General features: G+C 72.8%; 24 protein-coding genes. 14 read left to right on the forward strand and 10 right to left on the reverse strand.

The window, feature by feature from the left end; all coding sequences use genetic code 11:
• Positions 1-206 precede the first annotated feature (206 nt).
• The 5 genes from ACWDGI_RS32585 to ACWDGI_RS32605 all read left to right on the forward strand — a co-directional run bounded on the left by ACWDGI_RS32585 (position 207) and on the right by ACWDGI_RS32605 (position 6,883).
• Complete coding sequence (locus ACWDGI_RS32585; RefSeq protein WP_450765205.1) at positions 207-1,097, forward strand: FAD binding domain-containing protein; 891 nt, start codon at positions 207-209, stop codon at positions 1,095-1,097.
• Entirely contained in the window at positions 1,097-1,666 is a 570-nt protein-coding gene (locus ACWDGI_RS32590; RefSeq protein WP_450765207.1) for a (2Fe-2S)-binding protein, read from the forward strand. The genes ACWDGI_RS32585 and ACWDGI_RS32590 overlap by 1 nt, the downstream gene beginning before the upstream one ends.
• A gap of 5 nt (positions 1,667-1,671) precedes the next feature.
• Positions 1,672-4,071 carry a xanthine dehydrogenase family protein molybdopterin-binding subunit gene (locus ACWDGI_RS32595; protein WP_450765209.1) on the forward strand — a complete coding sequence of 800 codons (2,400 nt, stop codon included), beginning with the start codon at positions 1,672-1,674 and terminating at the stop codon, positions 4,069-4,071.
• Between the two features lie 146 nt (positions 4,072-4,217).
• A complete protein-coding gene (locus tag ACWDGI_RS32600; protein ID WP_450765211.1) occupies positions 4,218-5,675 on the forward strand; it encodes an NCS2 family permease in 1,458 nt (485 codons plus the stop codon).
• Positions 5,676-5,731: 56 nt separating this feature from the next.
• The gene (locus ACWDGI_RS32605) at positions 5,732-6,883 is read left to right on the forward strand and encodes an XdhC family protein (RefSeq protein WP_450765213.1); all 1,152 of its coding nucleotides are present in this window, start codon (positions 5,732-5,734) and stop codon (positions 6,881-6,883) included.
• Positions 6,884-7,085: 202 nt separating this feature from the next.
• On the opposite strand, the gene ACWDGI_RS32610 is transcribed toward ACWDGI_RS32605, so the two are convergent.
• Together ACWDGI_RS32610 and ACWDGI_RS32615 are read right to left on the reverse strand one after the other, a co-directional pair.
• Positions 7,086-7,466 (reverse strand): Crp/Fnr family transcriptional regulator, encoded by a 381-nt coding sequence (locus ACWDGI_RS32610; RefSeq protein ID WP_450765215.1) that lies wholly within the window; start codon positions 7,464-7,466, stop codon positions 7,086-7,088.
• A 73-nt stretch (positions 7,467-7,539) separates the two neighbouring features.
• The gene (locus tag ACWDGI_RS32615; RefSeq protein WP_450765217.1) at positions 7,540-7,980 is read right to left on the reverse strand and encodes an SRPBCC family protein; all 441 of its coding nucleotides are present in this window, start codon (positions 7,978-7,980) and stop codon (positions 7,540-7,542) included.
• Between the two features lie 329 nt (positions 7,981-8,309).
• Between ACWDGI_RS32615 and ACWDGI_RS32620 the strand changes: the two genes are divergently transcribed.
• The 3 genes from ACWDGI_RS32620 to ACWDGI_RS32630 all read left to right on the forward strand — a co-directional run bounded on the left by ACWDGI_RS32620 (position 8,310) and on the right by ACWDGI_RS32630 (position 10,588).
• Positions 8,310-8,951 carry a phosphoribosyltransferase gene (locus tag ACWDGI_RS32620; RefSeq protein WP_450765219.1) on the forward strand — a complete coding sequence of 214 codons (642 nt, stop codon included), beginning with the start codon at positions 8,310-8,312 and terminating at the stop codon, positions 8,949-8,951.
• Positions 8,952-8,965: 14 nt separating this feature from the next.
• On the forward strand, positions 8,966-9,385 hold the full coding sequence (locus ACWDGI_RS32625; RefSeq protein ID WP_450765221.1) for a TIGR03668 family PPOX class F420-dependent oxidoreductase: 420 nt from the start codon (positions 8,966-8,968) through the stop codon (positions 9,383-9,385).
• A gap of 210 nt (positions 9,386-9,595) precedes the next feature.
• Positions 9,596-10,588: a protein kinase domain-containing protein gene (locus ACWDGI_RS32630; protein WP_450765223.1), complete on the forward strand. Its 993-nt coding sequence runs from the start codon at positions 9,596-9,598 to the stop codon at positions 10,586-10,588.
• On the opposite strand, the gene ACWDGI_RS32635 is transcribed toward ACWDGI_RS32630, so the two are convergent.
• Entirely contained in the window at positions 10,575-12,983 is a 2,409-nt protein-coding gene (locus tag ACWDGI_RS32635) for a SpoIIE family protein phosphatase (RefSeq protein ID WP_450765225.1), read from the reverse strand. The two genes, ACWDGI_RS32630 and ACWDGI_RS32635, sit on opposite strands and share 14 nt — an antisense overlap.
• Before the next feature lie 229 nt (positions 12,984-13,212).
• Between ACWDGI_RS32635 and ACWDGI_RS32640 the strand changes: the two genes are divergently transcribed.
• Together ACWDGI_RS32640 and ACWDGI_RS32645 are read left to right on the forward strand one after the other, a co-directional pair.
• The gene (locus ACWDGI_RS32640; RefSeq protein ID WP_450765227.1) at positions 13,213-13,443 is read left to right on the forward strand and encodes a response regulator transcription factor; all 231 of its coding nucleotides are present in this window, start codon (positions 13,213-13,215) and stop codon (positions 13,441-13,443) included.
• A gap of 60 nt (positions 13,444-13,503) precedes the next feature.
• On the forward strand, positions 13,504-14,631 hold the full coding sequence (locus ACWDGI_RS32645) for an NAD(+)/NADH kinase (protein WP_450765345.1): 1,128 nt from the start codon (positions 13,504-13,506) through the stop codon (positions 14,629-14,631).
• Positions 14,632-14,732: 101 nt separating this feature from the next.
• Here the strand turns inward: ACWDGI_RS32645 and ACWDGI_RS32650 are convergent, their stop codons facing one another.
• Together ACWDGI_RS32650 and ACWDGI_RS32655 are read right to left on the reverse strand one after the other, a co-directional pair.
• The gene (locus ACWDGI_RS32650) at positions 14,733-15,644 is read right to left on the reverse strand and encodes an alpha/beta fold hydrolase (RefSeq protein WP_450765229.1); all 912 of its coding nucleotides are present in this window, start codon (positions 15,642-15,644) and stop codon (positions 14,733-14,735) included.
• Between the two features lie 530 nt (positions 15,645-16,174).
• A complete protein-coding gene (locus tag ACWDGI_RS32655) occupies positions 16,175-17,062 on the reverse strand; it encodes an aldo/keto reductase (protein WP_450765347.1) in 888 nt (295 codons plus the stop codon).
• Positions 17,063-17,261: 199 nt separating this feature from the next.
• Between ACWDGI_RS32655 and ACWDGI_RS32660 the strand changes: the two genes are divergently transcribed.
• Positions 17,262-17,858, forward strand: coding sequence for a TetR/AcrR family transcriptional regulator (locus ACWDGI_RS32660; protein ID WP_450765231.1), 597 nt, complete (start codon positions 17,262-17,264; stop codon positions 17,856-17,858).
• Between the two features lie 16 nt (positions 17,859-17,874).
• Here ACWDGI_RS32660 and ACWDGI_RS32665 read toward each other — a convergent pair whose 3' ends face one another.
• Both ACWDGI_RS32665 and ACWDGI_RS32670 read right to left on the reverse strand, forming a co-directional pair.
• Positions 17,875-19,575 carry a purine-cytosine permease family protein gene (locus tag ACWDGI_RS32665; RefSeq protein ID WP_450765233.1) on the reverse strand — a complete coding sequence of 567 codons (1,701 nt, stop codon included), beginning with the start codon at positions 19,573-19,575 and terminating at the stop codon, positions 17,875-17,877.
• 136 nt (positions 19,576-19,711) lie between these two features.
• Positions 19,712-20,788 carry a substrate-binding domain-containing protein gene (locus tag ACWDGI_RS32670; protein WP_450765235.1) on the reverse strand — a complete coding sequence of 359 codons (1,077 nt, stop codon included), beginning with the start codon at positions 20,786-20,788 and terminating at the stop codon, positions 19,712-19,714.
• A 112-nt stretch (positions 20,789-20,900) separates the two neighbouring features.
• On the opposite strand from ACWDGI_RS32670, the gene ACWDGI_RS32675 reads away from it, so the two are divergent.
• Positions 20,901-21,677, forward strand: coding sequence for a MarR family winged helix-turn-helix transcriptional regulator (locus ACWDGI_RS32675; RefSeq protein ID WP_450765237.1), 777 nt, complete (start codon positions 20,901-20,903; stop codon positions 21,675-21,677).
• A 144-nt stretch (positions 21,678-21,821) separates the two neighbouring features.
• On the opposite strand, the gene ACWDGI_RS32680 is transcribed toward ACWDGI_RS32675, so the two are convergent.
• Positions 21,822-23,165, reverse strand: a complete 1,344-nt coding sequence (locus tag ACWDGI_RS32680) for a hypothetical protein (RefSeq protein ID WP_450765239.1) — start codon at positions 23,163-23,165, stop codon at positions 21,822-21,824.
• A 113-nt stretch (positions 23,166-23,278) separates the two neighbouring features.
• On the opposite strand from ACWDGI_RS32680, the gene ACWDGI_RS32685 reads away from it, so the two are divergent.
• Both ACWDGI_RS32685 and ACWDGI_RS32690 read left to right on the forward strand, forming a co-directional pair.
• Positions 23,279-24,517, forward strand: coding sequence for a molybdopterin-dependent oxidoreductase (locus ACWDGI_RS32685; protein WP_450765241.1), 1,239 nt, complete (start codon positions 23,279-23,281; stop codon positions 24,515-24,517).
• Positions 24,517-25,008: a hypothetical protein gene (locus ACWDGI_RS32690; RefSeq protein ID WP_450765243.1), complete on the forward strand. Its 492-nt coding sequence runs from the start codon at positions 24,517-24,519 to the stop codon at positions 25,006-25,008. Before ACWDGI_RS32685 ends, ACWDGI_RS32690 begins: the two co-directional genes overlap by 1 nt.
• Here the strand turns inward: ACWDGI_RS32690 and ACWDGI_RS32695 are convergent.
• Both ACWDGI_RS32695 and ACWDGI_RS32700 read right to left on the reverse strand, forming a co-directional pair.
• Positions 24,897-25,607 carry a class I SAM-dependent methyltransferase gene (locus tag ACWDGI_RS32695; RefSeq protein ID WP_450765245.1) on the reverse strand — a complete coding sequence of 237 codons (711 nt, stop codon included), beginning with the start codon at positions 25,605-25,607 and terminating at the stop codon, positions 24,897-24,899. The genes ACWDGI_RS32690 and ACWDGI_RS32695 overlap by 112 nt on opposite strands.
• Positions 25,604-26,230 (reverse strand): TIGR04282 family arsenosugar biosynthesis glycosyltransferase, encoded by a 627-nt coding sequence (locus ACWDGI_RS32700; RefSeq protein ID WP_450765247.1) that lies wholly within the window; start codon positions 26,228-26,230, stop codon positions 25,604-25,606. Before ACWDGI_RS32700 ends, ACWDGI_RS32695 begins: the two co-directional genes overlap by 4 nt.
• Positions 26,231-26,266 lie beyond the last annotated feature (36 nt).

The following is a 26,266-nucleotide window of genomic DNA, read 5'->3' on the forward strand; positions in this document are numbered from 1 at the left end:
TGACCTCCGTTCATACGAATCTACAAGATGCCCGTGCTGGCCAGCCAACTCCTTCATGGTTTCGGTGACTGACCCCACTGGAGTACGGGGCGGTGTACTGACCTCATTCCGCGTTAACAGGACATGAACGAGCCGGGCCCGCCGCACACGGATTGGCTCAATCCGCACGACTCACGAGACTCACGAGACGGAGAAGAGAGCCGGTCATGGACTTCCTTCGCCCCGCCAGCTGGGAGGAGGCGCTCGCCGCGAAGGCCGAGCACCCCACCGCAGTGCCGATCGCGGGTGGCACCGATGTGATGGTCGAGATCAACTTCGACCACCGCCGGCCCGAACACCTCCTCGATCTCAACCGCATCGGCGATCTCTACGAATGGGAGGTCGGCGAGGAGAGCGTACGGCTCGGCGCCTCCGTGCCGTACACCCGGATCATGGAGAACCTGCGCGCCGAGCTGCCGGGCCTGGCCCTCGCCTCGCACACCGTCGCCTCCCCGCAGATCCGCAACCGCGGCGGCGTCGGCGGCAACCTCGGCACCGCCTCCCCGGCCGGTGACGCCCACCCCGCGCTGCTCGCGGCCGGCGCCGAGGTCGAGGCCGAGTCGGTGCGCGGCACCCGGCTCATCCCCATCGACGACTTCTACACCGGAGTCAAGCGCAACGCCCTGGCGCCGGACGAGCTGATCCGCGCGGTGCACGTGAAGAAGGCCGACGGACCCCAGCAGTACTCCAAGGTCGGCACCCGCAACGCCATGGTCATCGCCGTGTGCGCCTTCGGGCTCGCCCTGCACCCGCGGACGCGGACCGTGCGCACCGGGATCGGTTCGGCCGCTCCCACGCCGGTGCGCGCGAAGACCGCCGAGGACTTCCTGAACGCGGCGCTCGACGAGGGCGGCTTCTGGGACAACGGAAAGATCATCACACCGTCGGTCGCCAAGCAGTTCGCGGACCTGTGCGCCGCCGCCTGCAACCCGATCGACGACGTCCGGGGCACCGCGAGCTACCGCCGTCACGCGGTCGGTGTGATGGCCCGCCGGACCCTCACCTGGACCTGGGAGTCGTACCGCGGCACCACCTATCAGAAGGGGAGTGTCGCCTGATGCGCGTCAACTTCACCGTCAACGGACGTCCCCAGGAAGCCGACGACGTCTGGGAGGGCGAGAGCCTGCTCTACGTGCTGCGCGAGCGGCTCGGTCTCCCCGGTTCCAAGAACGCCTGCGAGCAGGGCGAGTGCGGATCCTGCACCGTCCGGCTGGACGGCGTGCCCGTGTGTTCCTGCCTGGTCGCGGCCGGTCAGGCCGAGGGCCGCGAGGTCGTCACCGTCGAGGGGCTCGCGGACCACGCCCGGCAGCGCTCCTGCGGCGACGCCCACGGGACCTCGCTGGACGCGGCCCGGGGCTGGCAGGCCAAGGGCACCGACTCCCACACCGGCGAAGGCACCCCGCTCTCCCCGATCCAGCAGGCGTTCATCGACGCCGGCGCGGTGCAGTGCGGCTTCTGCACCCCGGGTCTGCTGGTCGCCGCCGACGAGATGCTGGAGCACAACCCGAACCCGACCGACGCGGACATCCGCGAGGCGCTCTCGGGCAACCTGTGCCGCTGCACCGGCTACGAGAAGATCATGGACGCGGTCCGCCTGGCGGCCGCCCGGCAGGGAGAGGCGGTCTGAGCGACATGCCCACCATCGGCACTCCCACCAAGATCACCCAGGGCTCCCAGACCAAGGGCGGCATCGGCGAGTCCACGCTCCGCCCGGACGGCACCCTCAAGGTCACCGGAGAGTTCGCGTACTCGTCCGACCTGTGGCACGAGGACATGCTCTGGGGCCAGATCCTGCGCTCCACGGTCGCGCACGCCGAGATCGTGTCGATCGACACCAGCGAGGCCCTCGCCCAGCCCGGCGTCTACGCGGTCATGACCTACGACGACCTGCCGACCGAGGTGAAGAACTACGGCCTGGAGATCCAGGACACCCCGGTCCTCGCGCACGGCAAGGTACGCCACCACGGCGAGCCGGTCGCGATCGTCGCCGCCGACCACCCGGAGACCGCCCGCCGCGCCGCCGCCAAGATCAAGGTCGAGTACCGCGAGCTGCCCGTCATCACCGACGAGGCCTCCGCGACCGCCCCGGGCGCCGTCCACATCCACGAGAACCGCGACGACCACCACAGCGGCCACGTCCCGCACCCGAACATCGTGCACCGCCAGCCGATCGTCCGCGGCGACGCCGACGAGGCCGCCCGGCGGGCCGATGTCATCGTCAAGGGCGAGTACTACTTCGGCATGCAGGACCAGGCCTTCCTCGGCCCCGAGTCCGGTCTCGCGGTGCCCGAGGAGGACGGCGGCGTCCACCTCTACATCGCCACCCAGTGGCTCCACTCCGACCTGCGCCAGATCGCCCCGGTCCTCGGCCTGCCCGAGGACAAGGTGCGGATGACACTGGCCGGCGTCGGCGGCGCGTTCGGCGGCCGCGAGGACCTGTCGATGCAGATCCACGCCTGTCTGCTGGCCCTGCGCACCGGCAAGCCGGTCAAGATCGTCTACAACCGCTTCGAGTCCTTCTTCGGCCATGTCCACCGCCACCCGGCCCGCCTCTACTACGAGCACGGCGCCACCCGTGAGGGCAGGCTGACGCACGTCAAGTGCCGGATCGTGCTCGACGGCGGCGCCTACGCCTCCGCCTCCCCGGCCGTCGTCGGCAACGCCTCCTCGCTCGGCATCGGCCCCTACGTCGTCGACGACGTCGAGGTCGAGGCCATCGCCCTCTACACCAACAACCCGCCCTGCGGTGCGATGCGCGGCTTCGGCGCGGTCCAGGCGTGCTTCGCCTACGAGGCGCAGATGGACAAGGTCGCGGCGCAACTCGGCATGGACCCGGTGGAGTTCAGGAAGCTGAACGCCATGGAGCAGGGCTCCCTGCTGCCCACCGGCCAGCCGGTCGACTCCCCGGCCCCGGTCGCCGAACTCCTGCGCCGGGTCAAGGCGATGCCCATGCCGCCCGAGCAGCAGTGGCTCTCGGCCGGCGAGCAGGCCGACGTACGGCAGCTGCCCGGCGGCCTGTCCAACACCACGCACGGCGAAGGCGTCGTCCGCGGTGTCGGCTACGCGGTCGGCATCAAGAACGTCGGCTTCTCCGAGGGCTTCGACGACTACTCGACCGCCAAGGTCCGTATGGAGGTGGTCGGCGGGCAGCCGGTCGCCACCGTGCACACCGCGATGGCGGAGGTCGGCCAGGGCGGGGTCACCGTCCACGCGCAGATCGCCCGTACCGAACTCGGCGTCACCCAGGTCACCATCCATCCCGCCAACACCCAGGTGGGCAGCGCCGGTTCGACCTCGGCCTCGCGCCAGACGTACGTCACCGGCGGCGCCGTCAAGAACGCCTGCGAGCTCGTCCGCGAGAAGGTGCTGGAGCTCGGGCGCCGCAGGTTCGGTACGTACCACCCGGCCTGGGCCACGGCCGAACTGCTCCTCGAGGGCGGCAAGGTCGTCACCGACGGCGGCGAGGTGCTCAGCGACCTGGCCGACGTGCTCGGGGACGACGCGGTCGAGATCGAGGCGGAGTGGCGGCACCGGCCGACCGAGCCCTTCGACCTGCACAGCGGCCAGGGCAACGGCCATGTCCAGTACAGCTTCGCCGCCCACCGCGCGGTCGTCGAGGTCGACACCGAACTGGGCCTGGTCAAGGTGATCGAACTGGCCTGCGCCCAGGACGTCGGCAAGGCGCTCAACCCGCTCTCCGTCGTCGGCCAGATCCAGGGCGGTACGACCCAGGGCCTGGGCGTCGCGGTGATGGAGGAGATCATCGTCGACCCGAAGACCGCGAAGGTCAGGAACCCGTCCTTCACCGACTACCTGATCCCGACCATCCTCGACACGCCGACCATCCCGGTCGACGTCCTCGAACTCGCCGACGACCACGCCCCGTACGGGCTCCGTGGCATCGGCGAAGCCCCGACCCTGTCGTCGACCCCGGCCGTCCTCGCGGCGATCCGGAACGCGACGGGCCTGGAGCTGAACCGCACGCCGGTCCGCCCGGAACACCTCACCGGCACCGGACCCTCCGGGGTCTGATCCGGTGAGTTCTCCTGGGGGACTCCGTCCCCCAGGACCCCTGAATGTTCGCCTCGGGCCGTCCCCCGGGTCGGGCACCTCCCCAAATCCCGCAATCGCCGAAGGCACGTCGCGGGTGCCCCTTTGAACCTTGGGAGTAGGCCCATATGACCCAGCAGTCACTTGAGCCGGAGACCGTCGCCGACGACGCGGGTGAGGGAACCCGCGTCCCGGCCGGACGATCCTGGCTCGACCGGTACTTTCACATCTCCCGGAGAGGCTCCACCGTCGCGCGTGAGGTCCGCGGCGGCGTCACCACCTTCATGGCGATGGCGTACATCCTCCTGCTCAACCCCCTGATCCTGTCCGGCAAGGACGTGGCCGGGGACGCCCTCGGCCAGAAGGCCCTGATCACCGCGACCGCGTTCGCCGCGGCCTTCACCACGCTGCTGATGGGCTCCGTCGGCAAGGTGCCGCTCGCGCTCGCCGCCGGCCTGTCCGTCTCGGGCGTGCTGTCGTCGCAGGTCGCCCCACAGATGACCTGGCCGCAGGCGATGGGCATGTGCGTGCTGTACGGCGTGGTCATCATGCTCCTGGTCGTCACCGGCCTCCGCGAGATGATCATGAACGCGATCCCGCTCGCGCTCAAGCACGGCATCACCATGGGCATCGGCCTGTTCATCGCCCTCATCGGTCTCTACAAGTCCGGCTTCGTGCACCAGGGCAAGGCCACCCCGCTCAGCCTCGGCCCGGCGGGCGAACTCACCGGCTGGCCGGTGCTGCTCTTCGCCGGCACCCTGCTGCTGATCTTCATGCTCCAGGCCCGGAACGTCCCCGGTGCCATCCTGATCGGCATCGTCAGCGGCACCGTCGTGGCCGCGGTACTCAACGGCCTGGGTGTCATCGACCCCAGGCAGTGGGCCAACGGCGCGCCCGAACTGCACGGCTCCGCCGTCTCCATGCCGGACTTCTCGCTCTTCGGGCACGTCGAGTTCGGCGGCTGGGGCAAGGTCGGCGCGATGACGGTCGCGATGATCGTCTTCACGCTGGTGCTCGCCGGTTTCTTCGACGCGATGGCCACCATCATCGGCGTCGGCACCGAGGCCGGGCTCGCCGACGACAAGGGCCGGATGCCGGGCCTGTCCAAGGCGCTGTTCATCGACGGAGCGGGCGGCGCGATCGGAGGGGTGGCCGGCGGCTCCGGGCAGACCGTGTTCATCGAGTCGGCGACCGGCGTCGGCGAGGGCGCCCGCACCGGACTCGCCTCGGTGGTCACCGGCCTGTTCTTCGCGGCCTGTCTCTTCTTCACCCCGCTCACCGCGATCGTCCCGCAGGAGGTCGCCTCGGCCGCCCTGGTGGTCATCGGCGCGATGATGCTGATGAACGCCCGGCACGTGGACTGGGCCGACCGGGCCACCGCGATCCCGGTGTTCCTGACGGTCGTGCTGATGCCCTTCACCTACACCATCACCACCGGTGTGGCCGCCGGCGTCATCTCCTACACCGCCATCAAGGCAGCTCAGGGGAAGGCCCGCGAAATCGGAGCATTCATGTGGGGCCTGACAGTGATCTTCCTGGTCTATTTCGCCCTCCATCCCATAGAGAGCTGGCTCGGCGTCCATTAGCCCGGCTGCTCACCCAGACCCTCTGCACCATCGCCGTCGTGTAAGGAGACCGAGAGATGCTGGACATCGCCGAGGAGCTGAACCGGTGGGTCGCGGACGGCCGTGACTTCGCCGTGGCCACGGTGGTGGCGGTCGGCGGCAGCGCCCCGCGCCAGCCCGGCGCCGCCCTCGCGGTGGACGCCGACGGCACCGCCGTGGGCTCGGTCTCCGGCGGGTGTGTGGAGGGTGCCGTGTACGAGCTGTGCCGGCAGGCGCTGGAGGACGGCGACACCGTCCTGGAGCGCTTCGGCTACAGCGACGAGGACGCCTTCGCCGTCGGCCTGACCTGTGGCGGCGTCATCGACATCCTCGTCACCCCGGTACGGGCGGACGACCCCGCCCGGCCGGTGGTCGAGGCCGCGCTGGCCGCCGCCGTGCGGGGGGAGGCGGCGGCCGTCGCCCGGATCGTCACCGGGCCGGCCGAACTCCTCGGCCGCGCCCTGCTCGTGGACGCCGACGGCGGCTGCCGGGGCGGCTTCGGCGCCCACCCCGAACTGGACCGCACGGTGGCCGCCGAGGCCGGAGCCTTCCTGGACGCGGGCCGCACCGGCACCCTGGAGATCGGAGAGCAGGGCTCCCGCTGCGGAGCGCCGCTCACCGTGCTGGTCGAGTCCTCGGTCCCGGCTCCCCGGATGATCGTCTTCGGGGCGATCGACTTCGCGTCGGCGCTGGTCCGCGTCGGCAAGTTCCTCGGCTACCACGTGACGGTGTGCGACGCGCGGCCCGTCTTCGCCACCAAGGCCCGCTTCCCGGAGGCCGACGAGATCGTCGTCGAGTGGCCGCACACGTACCTGGAGCGCACGCGGGTGGACGGCCGTACCGTTCTGTGCGTCCTCACCCACGACGCCAAGTTCGACATCCCGCTGCTCCGGCTCGCCCTGCGCCTGCCGGTGGCGTACGTCGGCGCGATGGGCTCGCGCCGCACCCACCTGGACCGCAACCAGCGGCTGCGCGAGGTCGGCGTCACCGAGCTGGAGCTGGCCCGCCTCAGGTCCCCGATCGGCCTGGACCTCGGCGCCCGTACGCCCGAGGAGACCGCCCTGTCGATCGCGGCCGAGATCGTCGCCAACCGCCGCGGCGGCAGCGGCATCTCCCTGACCGGCGCCCACACCCCGATCCACCACGACACGGCGTCGACACCGACGCGGCGGATCGGGTCGGTGGCCTGACTCCCCCCGGGCCAGGCCACCCCGCAGGGAGCGGAGCGCCCGGTCCGTTCCCCCGATCGCCGTACCGGTCCGGGCGCCAGGGGTCGATGGAAGCGCCTTCGGGGGCGTCGGACAGCGTCAAATGACGCGTTCGGCGGGGGGAGTTCCGTTCCGATGCGTTCGCGGTGCACGTCTTCCGGCTTCGTGGCGCGAGCCGAGCGGGTCATTCCTCGGCCCAGCGCCGGAACCCCGCCAGATCGAGTACGACGGTGCGGGCCCGCCGGGTGGCCACCAGGCCCTCCTGCTGCATGGCCCGCAGACAGCGCACCACCGACTCCCTGGACGCCCCGGTGGCGGCGGCCAGTTCACGCTGGGTGACCTGGACGGAGACGGCACCCGGCAGGGTCTCCGGCGCGGCCGAGCCGTACTGCACGGCGAGCTTCACCAGCAGCCCGGCGACCCGGGCCCGGGTGGTGCGGGCGCCCTGTTCGGCGCGCAGCCCGTCGGAGTCCCGTAACCGGCCCACGCCACTGCGCAGGACGGACAGACACAGTCCCGGGTCCCGTTCCAGAAGCCGCACGAAGGCGTCCGCGGCGATCACCACGCCGTCACGGTGACCGTTCGGCACCGGAGAGCCGCTGTCCATCGTGCGGCCGGGAACTGCCAAGGGGCGGCGCCTACGCCTTCCTGAGCAGCGCGTTGACCGCCCGCCCGAACACCGCCCGGGAGGCCCCGCGCACCAGTGGGTCGAAGGCCGACGGCAGCCCCCGCACCCGTAGCTCCTCGTGCCAGACCACCCGGGTACGGCCGCCCGGCCCCGGGTGCACTTCCAGTTCGGCCCAGCCGCGCACCACCCGGCCGTGCTTGACCAGGCGGCAGCGGCCGGAGCCGCCGTCCTCGGGGGGCTCCCAGACGGTCACCTCCATGGGGTCCTCGAAGGACAGCGGTCCGAGCCCGGACCGCGCCACGAAGACCGTGCCCTCGTGCGTCGGCGGATCGGTGAGCACGGTGATGCGGGTCAGAGGGACCGCATCGGCGTGCGCGGACCACTCCGTGAGCCGGCGCCACGCCTCGTCGATCGGCAGCGGAGCCGTGCGGTGGAGAAGGAAGGTGACCACGGAACGATCGTAGGGAATCGGCCAGGCTCCGCGGGGTGCACACCGTCTGTTCACAGGACCGACAGAAACAGGATGCGCGTCCTGCCGGCCGACCGCTGCGGTCGCGACGAAGGCCTCCAGGGCCGGTACACCTCTCCGGGTGAGGCCTCGCCGGGTGCCGGCGGCTGGGGGGGGGACGGTCGCGAAGGCGTGCCCGCGCTCCTCGAGGGCGGGACTGTACGCACGGTGAATAGAGGGCCTGTGCGCATTCTCCGGGCGGACTCGGTCTTCGGCGCCTTCGGGTGTGACCATGGAAGGAGGGGGCCGAGCCCGACCGGAGAGGACGAGCCGTGCGCTACCGGGACCGCGCCCAGGCCGGTCGTGAACTCGCCGCCGTGCTGCGGAAGTTGAGCGACGAGGGCGATCTGCCGGACCCGATCGTGCTGGCGCTGCCGCGGGGCGGCGCGGCTGTCGCCGCGGAGGTCGCGCGCGAGCTGTCGGCCCCGCTCGACGTGCTCGTCGTACGCAAGATCGGAGCCCCGCACCACGAGGAGTTCGGCGTCGGCGCGATCACCGGGTACGACCCGCCGCTCCTCGACCGGGCGACCCTGGCACACCTGGGCATGAGCGAGGACACCCTGGCCCCCGTGGTGGAACGGGAGCGGCGGGAACTGCGCCGCCGCGAGCGCCGCTACCGGCAGGGTCGGCCGGCGCCCGAGCTGCGCGGCCGCACCGTGATCGTCGTCGACGACGGCCTGGCCACCGGCTCGACCGCCCGTGCCGCGCTGCGCCACGTACGGGGCCGGGGTCCCGCCCGGACCGTGCTCGCCGTCCCGGTCGGCGCGCCCGACTCCCTGGACGCGCTCGCCGCCGAGGCCGACCTCGTCGTCTGCCCGTACCGGCCGGAGCTGTTCAACGCGGTCGGCCAGTGGTACGACGACTTCGCGCAACTGACCGACGCCGACGTGCTGGACGCGCTGAGCGGTGCCTGACGGGGAGGGACGCCGTGCCGGAACTGGCCGAGGGCGAGGCGCGGCGGCGGTTCGCCGGGGCGCGCGTGGCACGGCTCGCCACCGTCGACGAGAGCGGCCGCCCGCATCTGGTGCCGGTCGTCTTCGCGCGGTACGGGGCCGAGGGGATCGTCACCGCCGTGGACCACAAACCCAAGACCACGCCCCGCCTCAAGCGGCTGCGCAACATCGCCGCACGGCCGGCCGTGAGCCTGCTCGTGGACGAGTACGACGAGAACTGGGACCACCTGTGGTGGGTCAGGGCAGACGGTACGGCGCGGGTGATTCCCGCCGGCGCGGGGGTCATCGAGCCGCTTCGGGAGAAATACCCGCAGTACCGGGAACGCCCGCCGGGCGGTCCGGTCGTTCTCGTGACCGTGTCGCACTGGACCGGCTGGCAGGCGGCCGCTCCCTAGGGACCGGAGGGACCGGGGTCTCCCCACGTCAAGTCCCGAACCGTCGGAACGTGCCCCTGCCGCGCACCACGGCTCCACTGGAAGTGGCGGGCGGAGGTCTTCTCGGTCATCGCCCACCGTCCCTGTGTGCGAGCACCGCCGCCCAGGCGGGACGCCGCACCGCTGGTTTACGATGTGGACAGGTTTGACACGCTACGGGGTGGACATGCCATGGCGACGCGCATCGCGGGATACGAGGTCGAGGGCGAGATCGGGCGGGGCGGGATGGCCGTCGTCTACCGTGCCACGGACCTGCGCCTGGACCGCACCGTCGCCCTGAAGCTGCTCGCCCCGGAGATGGCCCGCAACGACACCTTCCGCCGCCGCTTCACCTACGAGTCGCGGGTGGCGGCCGCCCTGGACCACCCCCACATCGTGCCGATCTTCGAGGCCGGCGAGACGGACGGCGTGCTGTACATCGCGATGCGCTACGTGTCGGGCCCGGATCTGCGCGCGCTGCTGGACAGGGAGGGCGTGCTGCCGGTGGCCGCGGCCCTGCGGATCGCCGCGCAGGTCGCCTCGGCGCTCGACGCGGCCCACGAGCACGATCTGGTGCACCGGGATGTGAAGCCCGGCAACGTGCTGGTGGCGCGGGGCACCGACAGCGACCACCCGGAGCACGTCTACCTCACGGATTTCGGGCTCACCAAGAAGTCGCTTTCGCTGACGGGGTTCACGACGGTCGGCGAGTTCGTCGGGACGCTGGACTACGTGGCGCCGGAGCAGATCTCGGGCCGCCCGGTGGACGGCCGGTGCGATCTCTACAGCCTGGCCTGCGTGGTCTTCGAGATGCTCGCCGGCGGTCCGCCGTTCGTCCGGGACGAGGACATCGCCCTGCTCTGGGCGCACCAGTACGACCGGCCGCCCGCGCTGAGCGAGGTGCGGACCGGGCTGCCGCCGGGGCTGGACGAGGTGTTCGCCAAGGCGCTGGCCAAGGTCCCCGAGGACCGTTACGGCTCCTGCCTGGAGTTCGTGGGCGCGCTGCGGCTCGCCGCGTACGGCGTCGTACCGGCGGAGCCGGCCTCGCCGGAGCGCCCCGTCGACCGGACCCCCACGGTCCGCCGGGGCACCGCCCCCACCCCCCGCCCGCCCGCCTGGGCCCGCCCGGTGTTCGGCCCCTGGCCCCGCCCCTCCGAGTCCGCCGGAACGTTCAGTCCTCCGTGAGGAACTGTTCCGCCCAGACGGTCTTGCCGGTGGTGGCGTGGCGGGTGCCCCAGCGCTGGGTGAGCTGGCCGACGAGGAGCAGGCCGCGGCCACCCTCGTCGTAGGTGTGGGCCCGCCGCATGTGCGGGGCCGTGTTGCTGGAGTCGAAGACCTCGCAGGTGAGGGTGTGGTCGTCGTGGATGAGCCGGAGCCGGACGGGCGGCCGGCCGTACCGGAACGCGTTGGTGACCATCTCGCTGACGATCAGCTCGGTGATGAACGCGGCCTCCTCCAGGTGCCAGGTGACCAGCTGGTCGGTGGCGTGTTTGCGGGCGTCGGCGACGGCGGCCAGGTCGAAGGGCAGCTCCCAGGTGGCGACCCGGTCGGCGTGCAGGGCCCGGGTGCGGGCGACCAGCAGGGCGATGTCGTCGTCGGGGCGGTGGGTGAGCATGGTCGTCAGGACCCGGTCGCAGACGGTGTCCAGGTTCTGCGCGGGGCGGCCGAGCGCGCCGAACATCTTGTCGAGGGCCTCGTCGATGTCGTGGTCGCGGGGTTCCAGCAGGCCGTTGGTGTAGAGGGCGATCAGGCTGCCCTCGGGCAGTTCCGTCTCGAAGGACTCGAAGGGCAGCCCGCCCAGGCCCAGCGGGGGTCCGGCCGGCACGTCGAGGAAGTGGACCGCGCCCGAGGTGACCACGGCGGGCGGCGGGTGTCCGGCCCGGGCCACGGTGAACCGGCGGGTGACCGGGTCGTACACGCCGTACAGGCAGGTGGTGCCGACGCCGCCGGCGGTCTCCTCGGCGTTGTCGGCGCCGGCCTCCTCGGCGGAGAGGTGGACGACCAGGTCGTCGAGGTGACTGAGGAGTTCGTCGGGCGGCAGGTCCACGTCGGCCAGGGTGCGGACGGCGGTGCGGACCCGGCCCATGGTGGCGGCGGCCCGCATGCCGTGGCCGACCACGTCGCCCACGACGAGCGCGACCCGGGTCCCGGACAGCGGGATCACGTCGAACCAGTCGCCGCCCACCCCGGCCTGGCTGACCGAGGGCAGATAGCGGGTGGCGATGTCCAGCGCCGCCTGTTCGGGGAGCGTCTGCGGGAGCAGGCTGCGCTGCAGGGTCATCGTGGTGGTGTGCTGGCGCTGGGCGCGTTCGGCGCCGTGGATGCTGGTGGCGGTGCGGACCGCCAGCTGCTCGGCCACCCACAGATCCTCCGGGTCGAACGGCTCGCTGCGCAGGCTCCGCCCGAACAGGGCCACCCCGAACGTGGTGCCGGACGCCCGGAGCGGCACCGCCATCAGCGAGTGCGCCCCGCTCTCCCGTATCCACGCGGCCGCCAGCGGATCCTCCCGCGCCCAGCGGGTCACGATCTCGTCGTCGCTCGCGTACACCGTGCCCCGTCCCTCCGCCAGGCACCGGCCCGACGGCGACCAGGGCGGGCAGCGCAGCACCTCGCCGGAGGGATGCGGGAGCGGTGGGCTCTGGGGCGCCGCCCGTACGGCCGCCCGTCGCAGCGCACGGCCGTCGGCGCCCGGCGCACCGGGCCTGGCCGCGTCCAGCAGGTCCACGGCGCAGGCGTCGGCGAAGGTGGGGACGACCACGTCGGCCAGCTCCCGTGCGGTGCGCTGCACGTCGGAGCTGGTGCCGATCCGCACCCCGGCGTCGCTGAGCAGCAGCATCCGCCGCCACACCAGCTGCTCGGACGGGTCGGCGTGGGCCGTCAGGGTCACCGCCCGCACCTGCCCCTCCGTGTCCGTCAGCGGGGCGAGCCGTCCGTGCCAGTCGTGGTCGGGGTCGGCCGGGTCCGGACGCAGGTGCACGTCCTCGGGGCCGCCGCCGGCCAGGATCCGCCGCATACCGGACTCGGCCTCGGCGCCGCCCTCGTACGGGGCGATGTCGGTCAGCCGCAGCCCGCGCATCGTGCCCTCGGCGAGGGACAGGCCGCGCTGCATCCCGACACTGGCCAGCACCAGACGCAGGCCCTCGTCGAAGACGGCGGCGACGCACGGGGACTGGCCGAAGGCCCATTCGCCGAGCGTCTGGTCGGCGGCGGCCACCGGCGGTCCGGTGACGGCGGACACCACCCGCCACTCCGTGCCGCCCGGCCGGTCGCCGGAGGGCCGGCGGTGCACGAGTACGTCCCGGTCCAGCCGGTGCCCGTCCCGGTGGCGCAGGGCCGCGGTCCCGCTCCACCGCGCGCCGGCGGCCGCCTCGCGCCAGGTGGCCCCGTCCGGCTCGGCCAGCAGCCGGGCGGCCTCCTGTCCCAGGATCTCGGCGGGCGGGTAGCCCAGCAGCAGCCTGGCCCCGTCGCTCCAGCCGGTCACGGCACCCCGTTCGTCGACCGTGACCGCGGCGGTGTAGGTCCCCTGCGGTACGGCGTGGGTCTGCGCCCGGTTGCTGGGAGGGGTGGGACGTCGTTCCATCGCCGCTCATCCTTCGCGGAACCTGCACGGCCGGCTCTTCTCCCAGGATGATCCCGGCCGACACGGAGCACCAGTCCGCGCCCCTACCACCCGGCCGCCGCCGGCATGCGCACCGGAGGTTCCTGTGACACGCCTGTGACGGACGGCGGACAGCGTCATGACGTCGGCTTGTCAGGATTTTATAAACGGACAAATCGCCACTATCGGTCAATCCGGCAAGGGAATCCTCATGAGCTTCGCCGTTGTCACCCAGCGCACCGAGACCACCGCCGTCGCGCTGGCCCCGCGTGAGCGCGAGACGCTGAAGCACATCGCGGCGGGCTGCACCTACCTGCAGGCCGCGCGCCTGATGGGGCTCTCCCGGCACACCGTCGACGCCTACCTCCGCCGGATCCGCGCCAAGCTCGACATCAACACCACCGCCGAGCTCACCCGGCTGGCCATCTCTCTTGGCCTGTGAGATCCGCCGGACCGTGACAGCGTGGGGACAACGGCTGGGCACGGTGTCCTGGAGGCGGAGATGACGGTGAACAGGCTCGGACTGGTGGTGCACGGGGGCCGGGCGGAGGCGGTGGACGCCGCCCGGACCGTACGGGCGTGGGCGGCGGAGCACGACGTGCGGTGCACGGACATCGACGTCTGGCACGACGGCGGACGGCACAGCTCCGGGGAGGAGGTCGCGGCCGCGGGCGATCCCGACCTGATCGTCACCCTCGGCGGCGACGGCACCTTCCTGCGCGGTGCCCGGCTCGCCGCCCACCACGACGCCCTGGTCCTCGGCGTCGACCTGGGCCGGGTCGGCTTCCTGACCGAGGTGGCGGCCTGCTCGGTGCGGGAGGCGCTGGACGCGATCTGCGAGGACCGGTTCGCCGTCGACAGCCGGATGCTGCTCACCATGCGCGCCTCCCGCCGGCTGGAGGTGCCCTCCGACATGGAGGAGCTGATGCGCTACGGCCGCGGGCCGCTGCTGCCGGCGCCCGAGGTGCGCACCGACTGCCAGGAGGACGTCGACTGGGGTGTGCCCCTGCACGTCACCGCGGTCAACGACGTCGTACTGGAGAAGCTGTCCCGGGACCGCCAGGTGTCCGTCGGCGTGTACGTCTCCGGGCGGCTGCTCGCCTCCTACTCCGCCGACGCGCTGCTGGTGGCGACCCCGACCGGCTCGACCGCCTACAGCTTCGCGGCCGGCGGTCCCGTCGTCTCACCCAACGCGGACGCGCTCGTCTTCACGCCGGTCGCTCCGCACATGACGTTCAACCGGTCGGTCGTCACCGCCCCGGACGAGGCCGTCGGCCTGCGTGTCCTGGAACGCTCGGGGCAGGCCGCGGTCAGCGTCGACGGACAGGTGCGGGGCGTCCTGGGGCCGGGGGACTGGATCGGTGTGTACGCCGCCCCGGCCCGGCTGCGGGTGGTCCGGCTCGCGCCGATGGACTTCTACGGCCGGCTGCGCGAGCGCATGAACCTCACCGACGCCCCGGCCGCGGTCGCCGACGGCACCCCCGCGCCCCTGTGGTCGACGCGGACGCCCCCGCCCGGCGACATGGCCCACCTCTCCCTGCTGCCCGCCAGTCTGTCGGGCGCCGAGCCGGAAGAGCCGTGCGTGGAGGTGGAGGAGAAGGACGCCGCCCAGGCCTCCGGGCGCGGCTGACCGCCTCCTCCTTCGCGCCGCCGTGGCTGTGACCGGGGGACGGTCCGCGTCGACCGCCGGGCCGTCCGGCGTGCCGCCGCCGGGGCGGCGGCACGCATCGTCTAGAGGGATCGGGTCTCCTGGCGGGCGCCCGTCACGAAGCCCGTCACCGCCCGGGCGAAGACCTCCGGCTCCTCGATGTGGCCGAAGTGCCCGCTGTTCTCCAGGATCAGCAGGTCCGAGCCGGGGATCAGCCCGTGCAGTTCCTCCGCCCACCGCACTCCGCAGATGAAGTCGTGGCGGCCGGCCAGCACGAGGGCGGGCACGGAGAGCCGGCCGAGGTCGGCGCGGTCGTCGACGACGACCGGGGAGAGGTCCTCGTCCAGACCGGAGAGGTAGGTGGACGTCACGGCCGCCCTGAGGGGGGCGAACTCCGCCTCCCGGCCCCAGTAGTCCGCGAAGTACGCGGGGAACAGCCCCCGGGCGACCGCGGTGTGCGCGGTGTCGCTGTCGACGGACGCGATGCCCTGGAACGCCGCCAGCACCTCGGGGAGCCCGGGGTGGCCGGCGTTCCGGGCGGCGAAGGCCTCCAACCGGCTCACGGTCTCGGCGATGTGCTCGGGGCCGGTCACCGGCAGACTGTCGTAGAGGATCACCCCGGCGATGCGCTCGGGGTGGTGCAGGGCGTGATACTGGACGACGAAGCCGCCGTGCGAGTGGCCCAGCAGATGCACCCCGGTGACGCCGAGGTGCTCGATCAGCGCGCCGAGGAACCGGCTGTAGCGGGCCCGGCTGTAGCCGTGCGGGTGGGAGGGCAGGCGGTCGGAGCCGCCGCTGCCGACCGGCTCCGGGTAGACGACCGTGAGATGCCGCTCCAGTTCGGGCATCCGCAGGTACTCCCAGGCGATCCCCGGCCCGCCGGAGTGGGCGACACACACCGGCCCGGTGCCGTGGACGTGGTAGCGCTGCACGAGACCGTCGATCTCGACGGTGTGCGTTCCGGTGGTGAGGGGACCGGGCAGGGGCTTGGTCATGGCTTCTCCTCCGTGTCCGGCGGTTCGTGGTGACAACGGCAGGACGCCGGGGACCAGAAGAAGTTCGAACCGGGCGGCATGACGGCGGTCACAGGCCGCCTCGGGGGGCGAGGGTGTGCGGGGGTGCGGGTGTGCGGGTGCGCCGCCCGTGCCGCCTCGGCCGGCTGTGCACCCCGCCCGGCCCTGACCGGCGCCCGCGCACCGGTCGGGGTGATTCCGCGCCGGTCGGGGTGATTCCGCGCCGGTCGGGGGTGGCTTCGTGCCGGTCGGGGGTGGCGTCGTGCCGGTCGGGGGAGTTCGCGCCGGTCGGAGGTGGCGTCGCGCCGGTCAGGGGAGTTCGTGCCGGTCGGAAGTGGCCTCGCACCGGCTGGGGGCGACTTCGCGCCGGTCGGGGGTGGCTTCGTGCCGGTCGGGGGAGTTCGCGCCGGTCAGGGGAGTTCGTGCCGGTCAGGGGAGTTCGTGCCGGTCGGGGGTGGCTTCGTGCCGGTCGGGGGTGGCTTCGCGCCGGTCGGGGGAGTCCGCGTAGGGGCTCAGTAGCGGCCGCCCACCGTCTGTGCGGCCAGCCCGTCCAGCGTGGCGACCTCCTCGGCGGTCAGCTCGATCTCCGCGGCGGCCACGTTCTGCTCCAGCCACTTCACGCGCTTCGTCCCCGGGATCGGCACCACGGGCACGCCGAGCCGCGCACCGCGCGCGTGCACCCAGGCCAGCGCCAGCTGCGCCGGGGTGACGTCCCGCGCCCGGGCCAGCGCGCGGATGGCGTCCGCGATCGCCTGGTTGGCCACTGTCTGGAAGCGCGGCAGCCGCCGGCGCGCGTCACCCGCCGGCAGGGCGGTGACGTCGACCGTGCCGGTCAGAAAGCCCCGGCCGAGCGGCGAGTACGCCACCAGCGCCACGCCCAGCTCCCGCAGGGCGTCCCCGACGGTGGTCTCCAGGTCGCGGGACCAGATCGAGTACTCGCTCTGCACGGCCGCGACGGGGTGGACGGCACTCGCGCGCCGCAGCAGTTCGCCGTTCACCTCGGAGAGGCCGATGTGCCCGATCTTGCCCTCCTTCACCAGCTCCGCCATGGCGCCGACGGACTCCTCGATCTCGGCGGTCTGCGGTGGCCGGTGCAGGTAGTAGAGGTCGATGTGGTCGACGCCCAGCCGCAGCAGGGACGCCTCGCAGGCGCGCTTGATGTAGTTCGCCTCGCCGCGCAGCACCCAGGTGTCGCCGCCCATGCGGTCGATGCCGGTCTTCGTGGCGAGCTGGACCTGGTCGCGCCGGCCGGCGATGGCCCGGCCCACCAGCACCTCGTTGTGTCCGAAGGCGTAGGCGTCGGCGGTGTCGATGAGGGTGACGCCCAGGTCGAGGGCCCGGTGGAGGGTGGCGGTCGCGTCGTCCCAGCTGGTCGGGCCGTATCCCTCGCTCATGCCCATGCAGCCGAGCCCTTGGGCGGAGGTGGTGAGGCCACCGAGAGAAACCGTGTCCACGGCATGTCTCCGTTCGATGTTCGCGGTACGTACGAGGAGAGAAACCGGAGGATCCTCCGGTAGTAGGGGACGCTAACGGAGGATCCTCCGGTAAGCAAGTGGGAAGAATGCCGGGTACGGTGACCGGCCTGGAGGGGAGAACCGCATGAACGGACAGGGACCCGCACGCCCCGTGCGCGCCCACGCCCGCCGCAACCGGGAGAAGCTCGTGGCGGCGGCCCTGGAGGAGTTCACGCGCACCGGCAAGGACGCGCCGCTCGACAGCATCGCCCGGGCGGCCGGGGTCGGCATCGGCACCCTCTACCGGCACTTCCCGACCCGGGAGTCCCTCGTCCTCGCCGCCTACGAGCACGAGGTGGACCAGCTGTGCGCCGGGGGGGACGAGCTGCTCGCGGCGCTGCCGCCGGACCGGGCGCTGCGCGAGTTCATGGTCCGGCTGGCGAGCCTGCTGGTGACGAAGCAGCACATGTCCGAGGCGCTGCGCAGCGCCGGACCCGGCGGCGGGGAGTCGTACGCGAAGGTCTACGACACGATCGGCACCCTGTTCACGGCGGGCGTGGCCGCGGGGACGCTCCGGTCCGACATGGACACCGGTGACGTGGTGCGGGCCATGGGCGGCCTGCTGCGCCTGGACGTGGACGGGGACTGGAAGGGGCAGGCCGAGCGCCAGATCCGGCTCCTCATGGACGGCCTGCACACCGGCGCCCCGGCCCGCGCCGAAGGGCACGGGCCGGAGCGGTGAGGAGTGGTGGGGCCGGTCAGTCCGCGGAGCGTACCGACGGCATGGCGAGCGCGACCGGCCCGCTCTTGCAGGAGTCGTGGCAGTCCTTCTCCAGGCTGCAGCACAGCGAGCAGATCGCCCCGGCGTGGAACGGGCAGTTGGCCACGTCCGGCCGCTCGAACTCGGTCGTGCACACCGTGCAGGTCAGCACGGCCGCCGACGGCAACCCGTCCGCGTCCAGCAGCGGCTGTGCCAGGTCGTCGACGCGGGCGATGTAGTACTTCCCCTTGGTCAGCACCGCGAACAGCGGCGAGAGCACCATCGCCACGAACAGCGCGATGAACGGCGAGTACGCCTTGCCGTACTCCCCGAAGGCGTTGAAGTAGGCGGCGATCGAGACCGCCGACGCGATCAGCATCGAACCGAAGCCGACCGGGTTGAAGTTGTGCAGATGGGCGCGCTTGAACTCGATGTACGACGGGCTCAGCTTCAGCGGCTTGTTGATGACCAGGTCGGCGACGACCGCGCCGATCCAGGCGATCGCCACGTTGGAGTAGAAGCCGAGCACGGTGTTCAGGAAGCCGAACACCCCGCCCTCCATCAGGGCCAGTGCGATGCCGACGTTGAGGAAGATGTAGACGACCCGGCCCGGGTGACGGTGGGTCAGCCGGGAGAAGAAGTTCGACCAGGACAGCGAACCGGAGTACGCGTTCGTCGAGTTGATCTTTATCTGGGAGAGGATCACGAAGAACGTGGCCAGGCCGAGCGCGACGGGCGCGGCGAAGGTCTTGAAGCCGGACACGTACTGCTGGATCGGCTCGTTGGCCTTGGCCAGGCCCACGCTGCCGGCGATGTAGAAGGCGAGGAAGGCGCCGCCGATCTGCTTCGCCGCGCCGAGCACCACCCAGCCCGGACCGGCGGAGAGCACGGCGGCCCACCACTTCCTGCCGTTCTCCGGCGTCTTGTCCGGCATGAACCGGAGATAGTCCACCTGCTCACCGATCTGCGCGATCAGTGACAGCGCGACGCCCGCACCCGCGCCGACCCCGAGCATGCTGATGCCTGACCCCGTCGGCGAGTTGCCCGCGAAGTGCGTGAACTCCGAGAACTTGCCCGGCTCCTGGATCGCGATCGACACGAACGGCGCGACCATCAGCACCAGCCACACCGGCTGCGTCCACACCTGCATCTTCGACAGCGCGGTCATGCCGTAGACGACCAGCGGCAGGATGATGACCGAGCAGATCAGATAGCCGACGGCGAGCGGGATGTGCAGGCCCAACTCCAGGGCCTGCGCCATGATCGAGCCTTCGAGGGCGAAGAAGATGAAGGTGAAGCTGGCGTAGATGACCGAGGTGAGCGTCGAGCCGAGGTAGCCGAAGCCGGCGCCCCGGGTCAACAGGTCCATGTCGATGGAGTACTTGGCCGAGTAGTACGAGATCGGGATGCCGGTGAGGAAGATGACCACCGCCGCGGTCAGGATCGCCACCATCGCGCTGGAGAAGCCGTTGGAGACGGCGATCGAGCCGCCGATGGCGAAGTCCGCGAGATAGGCGATACCGCCGAGCGCCGTGGTGGCCACCACATAGGGGGTCCAGCGGCGGAAGGACTTCGGCGCGTAGCGCAGGGAGTAGTCCTCCAGGGTGTCGTTCTTCGCCCAGTCGTTGTAGGTCCGTTTGCCGTCCGTGCCGCCGTCCACCACGGCTGGTGGCGCCTCTTTGCCGACGATTTCCGTCACGACTCTGCCCTCTCTCGTCCCCGGTCGTTTGCACGGAAGAGTCGCGGCGCGCTGTTTCCCGAACGTTTCACCTGCTTTAAAAGACAAGGCTTGATACTTCCCGTGGGAAGTATCGGACGTGATGGGGGAGTTGGGCTCAGAGCTGGGCGACGATGTGGAAGTCGAAGGCGTCCGCCCGCGCCAGATACAGCCGTTGCGCGAGATGGTTGCCGTGCAGCCGTACGACACCGCGCGGGCCCTCGTACGACACCGAGTCCCGTACCGCGCACATCGTCCGCACGTCCAGCGACCGGGCCCGCTCGGCCAGCGCCGCCAGCAGCCGTACCCCTTCGAAGCACGACTCGCCCGGGCTGCCCACCACGGGTGCGTGGGCACCGAACCTGGCCGCGTGGCGGGCGCTGAAGTCGAGGCTCTCGGCGGTGGCGAGGGTCTCGAAGAATCCGGCCGTCGCCCACAGCCCGTCGGTGGCCTCCGCACCCGTGGCCAGCAGGATGTTCTCGTCCATGTGGGTGCTCAGCCTGAGACACCGCTGGTGCAGCCCGTAGCCGGCGAACGCCCGGTTGAAGCGGGCCGCGTCCGCCCCGACCAGCAGCATCAGCACCGCGTCCGCCTCGCACCGCTCCACCCGGCGCAGCACCGGCCCGAACCCGTCCGTTCCGAGCGGCACGAACACCTCGTCCCGCACCCGGCCCCCGCACTCCCGCGCATACGCCCGTACCGTACGGGCGGTCACCCGGGGCCAGACGTAGTCGTTGCCCACCGTGCACCAGCGCCGCACCCCGACCGCCCCCGCCAGCAGCCGCATCGCGGGCAGCAGTTGGGCGGCATCGGTCTCACCGGTCAGGAAGACGCCCGGAGTCCGCTCGCCGCCCTCGTACTGGGCGGTGTAGACGTACGGCACCCGGCCCGCGATCCGGGGCAGCAGCGCCTGCCGTACCGCCGAGGTGTGCCAGCCCACCACCCCGTCCACGGCGCCCGGCGCGACCAGGGACCCGACCTCGGCCGCCACCCGCCGCGGCGGCGCCCCGCCGTCCACTGTGACCAGCCGGACCTCCCGGCCCAACACGCCGCCCGTGGCGTTGAGTTCCTCCACGGCGAGGCGCGCGGCCGACTCGCACGACGGCCCGAAGACCCCCGCCGGTCCCTGTAACGGCACCACCAGGGCGACGACCAGGGGTGTACCCGAGGGGTCGCTCGGGGGCGCCCTGTGCATCAGGCCACCTCCGTGCCGGCATGGGGAGCGGGGATTTTGGTCCCGGGCCCCGGCGCCCTCGCGGAGGCTCGTATTCTGCGCGCAGAGTAGACCTACCGGAAGGACACCGGCAATGTCGTCCGTACCCTCCTCGCCGGACCTGGCCCACCTCCTCAGCCACGCCGAGCGACGCATCGTGCAACGGCTGGCCGCGGTGCTGGCCGAGGAGGACTGCACGGTCGAGGAATGGCGTGTCCTGTCGATCGTCGGGGACGGCCAGGGGCATCCGATGTCCGAGATCGCCGAGTACGCGCTGATGCCGGCGCCCAGCCTGACCAAGCTCGTGGACCGCATGGTCGCCGGCACCCTGGTGTACCGCCGTCCCGATCCGCACGACCGCCGCCGCGTCCTGCTCCACCTCACCCCGCGCGGCGACGACCTGTACCGGCGCGCCGCCCGCCGGGTCCGCGCCGACCAGGCCCGGCTGCTCGCCGAGACGGCCGACGGGGGAGCGCTCGCCCGACTGCTGCCCCGGCTCACGGCAGCGGCCGACGCCCTGACGGCCGACGCGCGGACGGCCGATGCCCTGAGGGTCGACGCGCGGACGGCAGGCGCCCCGGCGGCCGACGCCCCGAGAGCCGACGCGCGGACGGCAGGCGCCGCGGCGCCCGACGCCCCGAGAGCCGACGCGCGGACGGCAGGCGCCGCGGCGCCCGACGCCCCGACAGCCGACGCGCGGACGGCCGACGTCCTGATGGTCGACGTCCGGACGGCAGGCGACCCGGCGCCCGACGCGCGGACGGCAAACGCCCCGACAGCCGACGTGCGGACGACCGAAGCCCTGTTGGTCGACGCGCGGACGGCCGACGCCCTGACGGCAGGCGTACCGAGCGTGGCCCGGCCCGTCTGACGCCCGCGTGCGGGCGGTCAGTCCTCGCGGACGGGTCTCGCCCCGGCGGGGCGGATCGCCGCCGTCTCCCGGACGGCCGTGCGCGGAACGGCGGCATCCGGACGACGGCGTTCGCGGGGGACCGCCGGATTCACCGGCGGCCAGTCACCACCCGGTGTACAGCAGATGGTTGATCAGGAGCGCGAGCAGCGCCTGTGCGGCCAGCCAGGCGCGCGGCCGGGGCAGAAACGCACACGCCGGGAGCAGCCACATCGCGAACGGCAGCCAGATACGCTCCGTCTCCGCCTTGCTCATCCCGGACACGTCGGCGACCAGCAGCGCGAGCAGCGCGACCGCCACCAGGAAGGCGAGGCGGACCGGTGCGGAGCCCGTCGTACGGCGGCGGACCAGGACGGCACCCGCCCGCCGCAGCCCCGCCACCGTCGCCAGGCCGGTGATGACCACCGTGCAGGCCAGGTTGGCCCACACCCAGTAGCCGTACGGGCGGGTGCCGCCGACGCCCTGGTAGTAGCGGGTGACCAGCAGCCGGTACCCCTCCCACCAGTCGAACCCGGCGAGCGTGAACACCACCGGGACGACCGCGGCCCCGGCCACCAGCAGGGCGAGGACCACCGGCCGCGCCCGGACCCGGCGCCGGCCGAGCACCAGCACCGCCGCCCCGACCAGTGCGAAGAGCGTCAGGCCGTACGACAGGTAGACGGTCAGCCCGTAGAGCAGGCCCGCGCCCACCGCCCACGCCACGGACCGTCCGGTCACCGCCAGCGCCAGCAGGGCCACCGCCCAGGCGGCGACCGCCGCGAAGTACCCGTCGGCCGACGCGCCCACCCACACCGCGGCCGGGGCCATGACCAGGAAGGGCGCGGCCCGCCGGGCGAGCCGCTCGTCGGCCAGTGCCCGCACCGCGACCAGCACGGCGACACACGCCGTGGAGCCGACGGTGATGCACCAGGCGCCCGCCCAGCCGCCGCCGTGCAGGCCGACCCGGTCGAGGAGGACGAAGGTGAGGGTGGCCGCCGGCGGGTGCCCGGCGATATGGGCGGGCCAGGGGGACGGGACGCCGCTCACGATGTGGTGGGTGAAGTCGCGCAGGGTCGCCGGGATGTCGTGGAAACGGCCGATGACCGTGAGGTACTCGTTCGGGCTGGTGAGCCGGCCGGCCACGCCCCGCTGCCAGCCGTCGACCAGCGCCAGCGACCACGTCCAGGCCAGGCAGGTCCCCCAGGCCGTGGCGAGCAGCCCGCGCCAGGGCAGCCGCACGGCCAGGCCCGGCCCGTACGCCACCACGGCGGCCGCGACCAGTACGGCGGCCGGGGTGCCCGGACCCACGTGCGGGTCCCAGTCGGCGAACAGCGGCGGCCAGTGCACGAACAGGACGCGGTAGGCGTCCTGGAGGTGCCGGCCGACCAGGACGGCGACGAGCACCAGCAGGGCGGCGGCGAGGACGGCGTACAGATCGGCGGGGCGATCACGGCGGGGAGCGCGGGTCACACCGGAACGCTAGGTCGGCGACCGGGCGAAAGAGTGGATCAGGCGGCTGACGTCAGACTTTCGTCATGGGTCGCGCACCCGTTCCGGGGGTTTCCCCGGCCTACGGTCGGACCATGCGACCCGACGACCCACGGCTTCCCACCTCACCCGGCTTCTGGCGCAGCCCGCTGCGCGGCACCTGGTTCACCTCCGTGCTCGGCCTGGTGCTGCTGGTCGGGATCACCTTGCTGTTCGTGACCGGTCTGGTGTCGTACGCCGCCTACAACCCGGACCTGGCCCGGGTGAACGACCAGACCCCGGACAAGGGCATCCTCGGCTTCTACCTCTTCCCGTGGCCGACGAACCCCTCCTGGCTCTACCGGTTCACCCAGGGCCTGCACGTCACCCTCGGCGTCACCCTGATCCCGGTGCTGCTCGCCAAGCTGTGGTCGGTGGTGCCGAAGCTGTTCACACTGCCCCCGGCCCGCTCGCTCACGCACGCCCTGGAGCGGATCTCACTGGTGCTGCTGGTCGGCGGCGGTCTCTTCGAGTTCACCACCGGCGTCCTCAACGTCCAGCTCGACTACGTTTTCCCCGGCTCCTTCTACCCCCTGCACTTCTACGGCGCCTGGGTGTTCTTCGCCGCCTTCCTGGCCCACGCGGCGCTCAAGATGCCGACCGCGCTCCGGGCGGTCCGGCAACGGCGCCGGGACGAAGGCGAGTTGGCGGCCGTCCGGCCGGACGCGCCGACCGTGTCCCGGCGCGGGGCGCTCTGGTTCGTCGGGGGCGCGTCCCTGCTGCTGCTCGTCACGACGGCCGGACAGAGCATCGGGGGCGCGCTGCGGCGCACCGCCCTGCTCGCGCCGCACGGCGGAGCCGACCCCGGCAGCGGGCCGAACGGCTTCCAGATCAACAAGACGGCCGCGTACGCCGGGATCGACGCCAAGGCGACCGGCGGCGAGGCCTGGCGGCTGGTCGTCACCGGACGCGAGGGCCGGACGGCCCGTCTCAGCCGCACCGAACTGCTCCGGCTGCCCCAGCACAGCGCCGCGTTGCCCATCGCCTGTGTCGAGGGCTGGTCCACCGCCGACCAGTGGTGGCGCGGGGTGCGACTGCGCGACCTCGCGGCACTCGTCGGCTACGACGGCGACCCGCCGGACGTGCTCGTGGAGTCGATCCAGTTGCACGGCGCCTTCCGCCGTGCGGCCCTGCGCGCCAACCAGGTCGCCGACCCGCGCTCCCTGCTCGCCCTCCAGGTGAACGGCGAGGACCTGTCCCCCGACCACGGCTACCCGGCGCGCGTGATCGTGCCCGCCGCGCCCGGTGTGCTCAACACCAAGTGGGTGGCCCGGATGACCTTCGGAGACCTGTGATGCGCTCGCCCCTGCCCGTCCGCGCCCGGCTGCGGCGGCTGCGCCTCCCGCTCGGCAGCCCTCTGCAACTCCTGCTGCTGGCCTGCTCGTTCGCACTCGCCGCCTATGCCGGTGTACGGCTGCTGTCCGGCGACTGGCTCGGTGTGGTGCTGTGGGTGGTGGGCGCGGCCCTGCTGCACGACCTCGTGCTGCTGCCGCTGTACTCGCTGGCGGACCGGGCGGCGGTCCGCGGGCTGGGCGGCGCCGGGCGCCGGGAGTGGGCGATGTACGTCCGGGTCCCGGCCGCGCTCTCCGCGCTGCTCCTGCTGGTGTGGTTCCCGCTGATCAGCGGGACGGTGGCCGGGCACTACCGGTCGGCCACCGGCCGGTCCTCGGACGGCTACCCGACCCGCTGGCTGCTGATCACCGCCGTGCTCTTCGGCTGCTCGGCGCTGCTGCTGGCGCGCCGGCTGCGCAGGGCGACGAAGCAGCGCCCGCCGGCCGCCCACTGACCGGAGCGCTCCCAGCCCCACGCGTACCGCAGCAGGGCCGCGGTGCCGAGCCGCGCCCAGAGGAAGGGGGCGCCGACCGCCTCCTGGGCGTCGGTGAGGTGGACGCGGGCGCGTTCGTCGACGTCCACCGGGGCGGTCTCGGCGATCAACAGACCGCCGGGGGCGAGGAGTCGGGCCGCCCGGTCGAGCAGCTCGCGCGGGTCGCCGCCGATCCCGACGTTGCCGTCCATGAGCAGGACGGTGCCCCAGCGGCCCTCGCCGGGCAGCGGCTCGAAGACCGAGCGGCGCAGCGCCTGGCCGCCGAGGCGCACGGTGTGCTCGACGGCGGCGGTACTGACGTCGATACCGAGGACGGTACGGCCCCGGGCGGCGAGCTCGGCGACGAGCCGTCCGGGCCCGCAGCCGACATCGAGGACGGCGCCTTCACAGCGGTCCAGGACCTCCCGGTCGACCGGGTCGGCCCGCGCGCACCAGCGCTCGACGTCCAGGGGCAGCAGCCAGCCGTCGGTGCGGCGCAGGAACAGCGGGCCGCGGCCGGTGCGCAGGGCGGTGGCGTAGGGGTCGGCGCCGGTCCAGGCGAGGGGCGGCGAGGTGGTCATCGGCGGCCCGTCCCGCTGTGCGCCGCGTACCGGGCCAGCCGGGCGGCGAAGCGGCCGTGCGGGGCCAGCGCGGCGACGGCGACGGCGTCCGCGGCGGTGTCCACGTCCCGCAGTCGTGGCAGGTCCTGGACCCGCAGCCCGGCCGCGACGAGCCGCCGCCGCTGTACCGCGCCGGTCTCCGCCGTGGACATCGGCACCCCGCGCAGCAGCGCGGGGTCCGGGTCGGCCAGCCCCAGCGCCCAGAACCCGCCGTCCTCGGCAGGGCCGAAGTACGCGTCGCAGTCCGCGAAGTCCACGGTGAGCAGGGCCGGGGTGACCTGCGGGGTGTCCATGCCGACGAGGAGGGCCGGGCCGGAGCAGCGGGCGAACGCGTCGGCGAGCCGCGCGTCGAGGCCGCCCGCGCACTGCGGTACGACGTCGAAGCCGGGCGGCAGCCAGGGTCCGGGGTTTCCGTCGAGTACCAGGACGCGGCGGGTGGCGGGGGTCCGGGCCACGGCGTGCAGGGTGTCGGTGAGGGAGGCCTCGGCGAGCGCGGCGGCCTGTTCGGGCGTGAACGGCGGGGTGAGCCGCGTCTTGACCCTGCCGGGGCGGGGTTCTTTCGCGATCACGAGGAGGGTGGTCATGTGGGGGTTCCTTGGCTGGTGCGGGTGGGTGGGGGC

It is taken from the genome of Streptomyces sp. NPDC001220 (assembly GCF_053597895.1).

Coding starts and splice junctions, on each gene's coding strand:
- ACWDGI_RS32585 (WP_450765205.1), top strand. CDS start 207: ATGGACTTCCTTCGCCCCGCCAGCTGGGAGGAGGCGCTCGCCGCGAAG.
- ACWDGI_RS32590 (WP_450765207.1), top strand. CDS start 1,097: ATGCGCGTCAACTTCACCGTCAACGGACGTCCCCAGGAAGCCGACGAC.
- ACWDGI_RS32595 (WP_450765209.1), top strand. CDS start 1,672: ATGCCCACCATCGGCACTCCCACCAAGATCACCCAGGGCTCCCAGACC.
- ACWDGI_RS32600 (WP_450765211.1), top strand. CDS start 4,218: ATGACCCAGCAGTCACTTGAGCCGGAGACCGTCGCCGACGACGCGGGT.
- ACWDGI_RS32605 (WP_450765213.1), top strand. CDS start 5,732: ATGCTGGACATCGCCGAGGAGCTGAACCGGTGGGTCGCGGACGGCCGT.
- ACWDGI_RS32630 (WP_450765223.1), top strand. CDS start 9,596: ATGGCGACGCGCATCGCGGGATACGAGGTCGAGGGCGAGATCGGGCGG.
- ACWDGI_RS32635 (WP_450765225.1), bottom strand. CDS start 12,983: ATGGAACGACGTCCCACCCCTCCCAGCAACCGGGCGCAGACCCACGCC.
- ACWDGI_RS32640 (WP_450765227.1), top strand. CDS start 13,213: ATGAGCTTCGCCGTTGTCACCCAGCGCACCGAGACCACCGCCGTCGCG.
- ACWDGI_RS32645 (WP_450765345.1), top strand. CDS start 13,504: ATGACGGTGAACAGGCTCGGACTGGTGGTGCACGGGGGCCGGGCGGAG.
- ACWDGI_RS32650 (WP_450765229.1), bottom strand. CDS start 15,644: ATGACCAAGCCCCTGCCCGGTCCCCTCACCACCGGAACGCACACCGTC.
- ACWDGI_RS32655 (WP_450765347.1), bottom strand. CDS start 17,062: ATGGGCATGAGCGAGGGATACGGCCCGACCAGCTGGGACGACGCGACC.
- ACWDGI_RS32660 (WP_450765231.1), top strand. CDS start 17,262: ATGAACGGACAGGGACCCGCACGCCCCGTGCGCGCCCACGCCCGCCGC.
- ACWDGI_RS32670 (WP_450765235.1), bottom strand. CDS start 20,788: ATGCACAGGGCGCCCCCGAGCGACCCCTCGGGTACACCCCTGGTCGTC.
- ACWDGI_RS32675 (WP_450765237.1), top strand. CDS start 20,901: ATGTCGTCCGTACCCTCCTCGCCGGACCTGGCCCACCTCCTCAGCCAC.
- ACWDGI_RS32685 (WP_450765241.1), top strand. CDS start 23,279: ATGCGACCCGACGACCCACGGCTTCCCACCTCACCCGGCTTCTGGCGC.
- ACWDGI_RS32690 (WP_450765243.1), top strand. CDS start 24,517: ATGCGCTCGCCCCTGCCCGTCCGCGCCCGGCTGCGGCGGCTGCGCCTC.
- ACWDGI_RS32695 (WP_450765245.1), bottom strand. CDS start 25,607: ATGACCACCTCGCCGCCCCTCGCCTGGACCGGCGCCGACCCCTACGCC.
- ACWDGI_RS32700 (WP_450765247.1), bottom strand. CDS start 26,230: ATGACCACCCTCCTCGTGATCGCGAAAGAACCCCGCCCCGGCAGGGTC.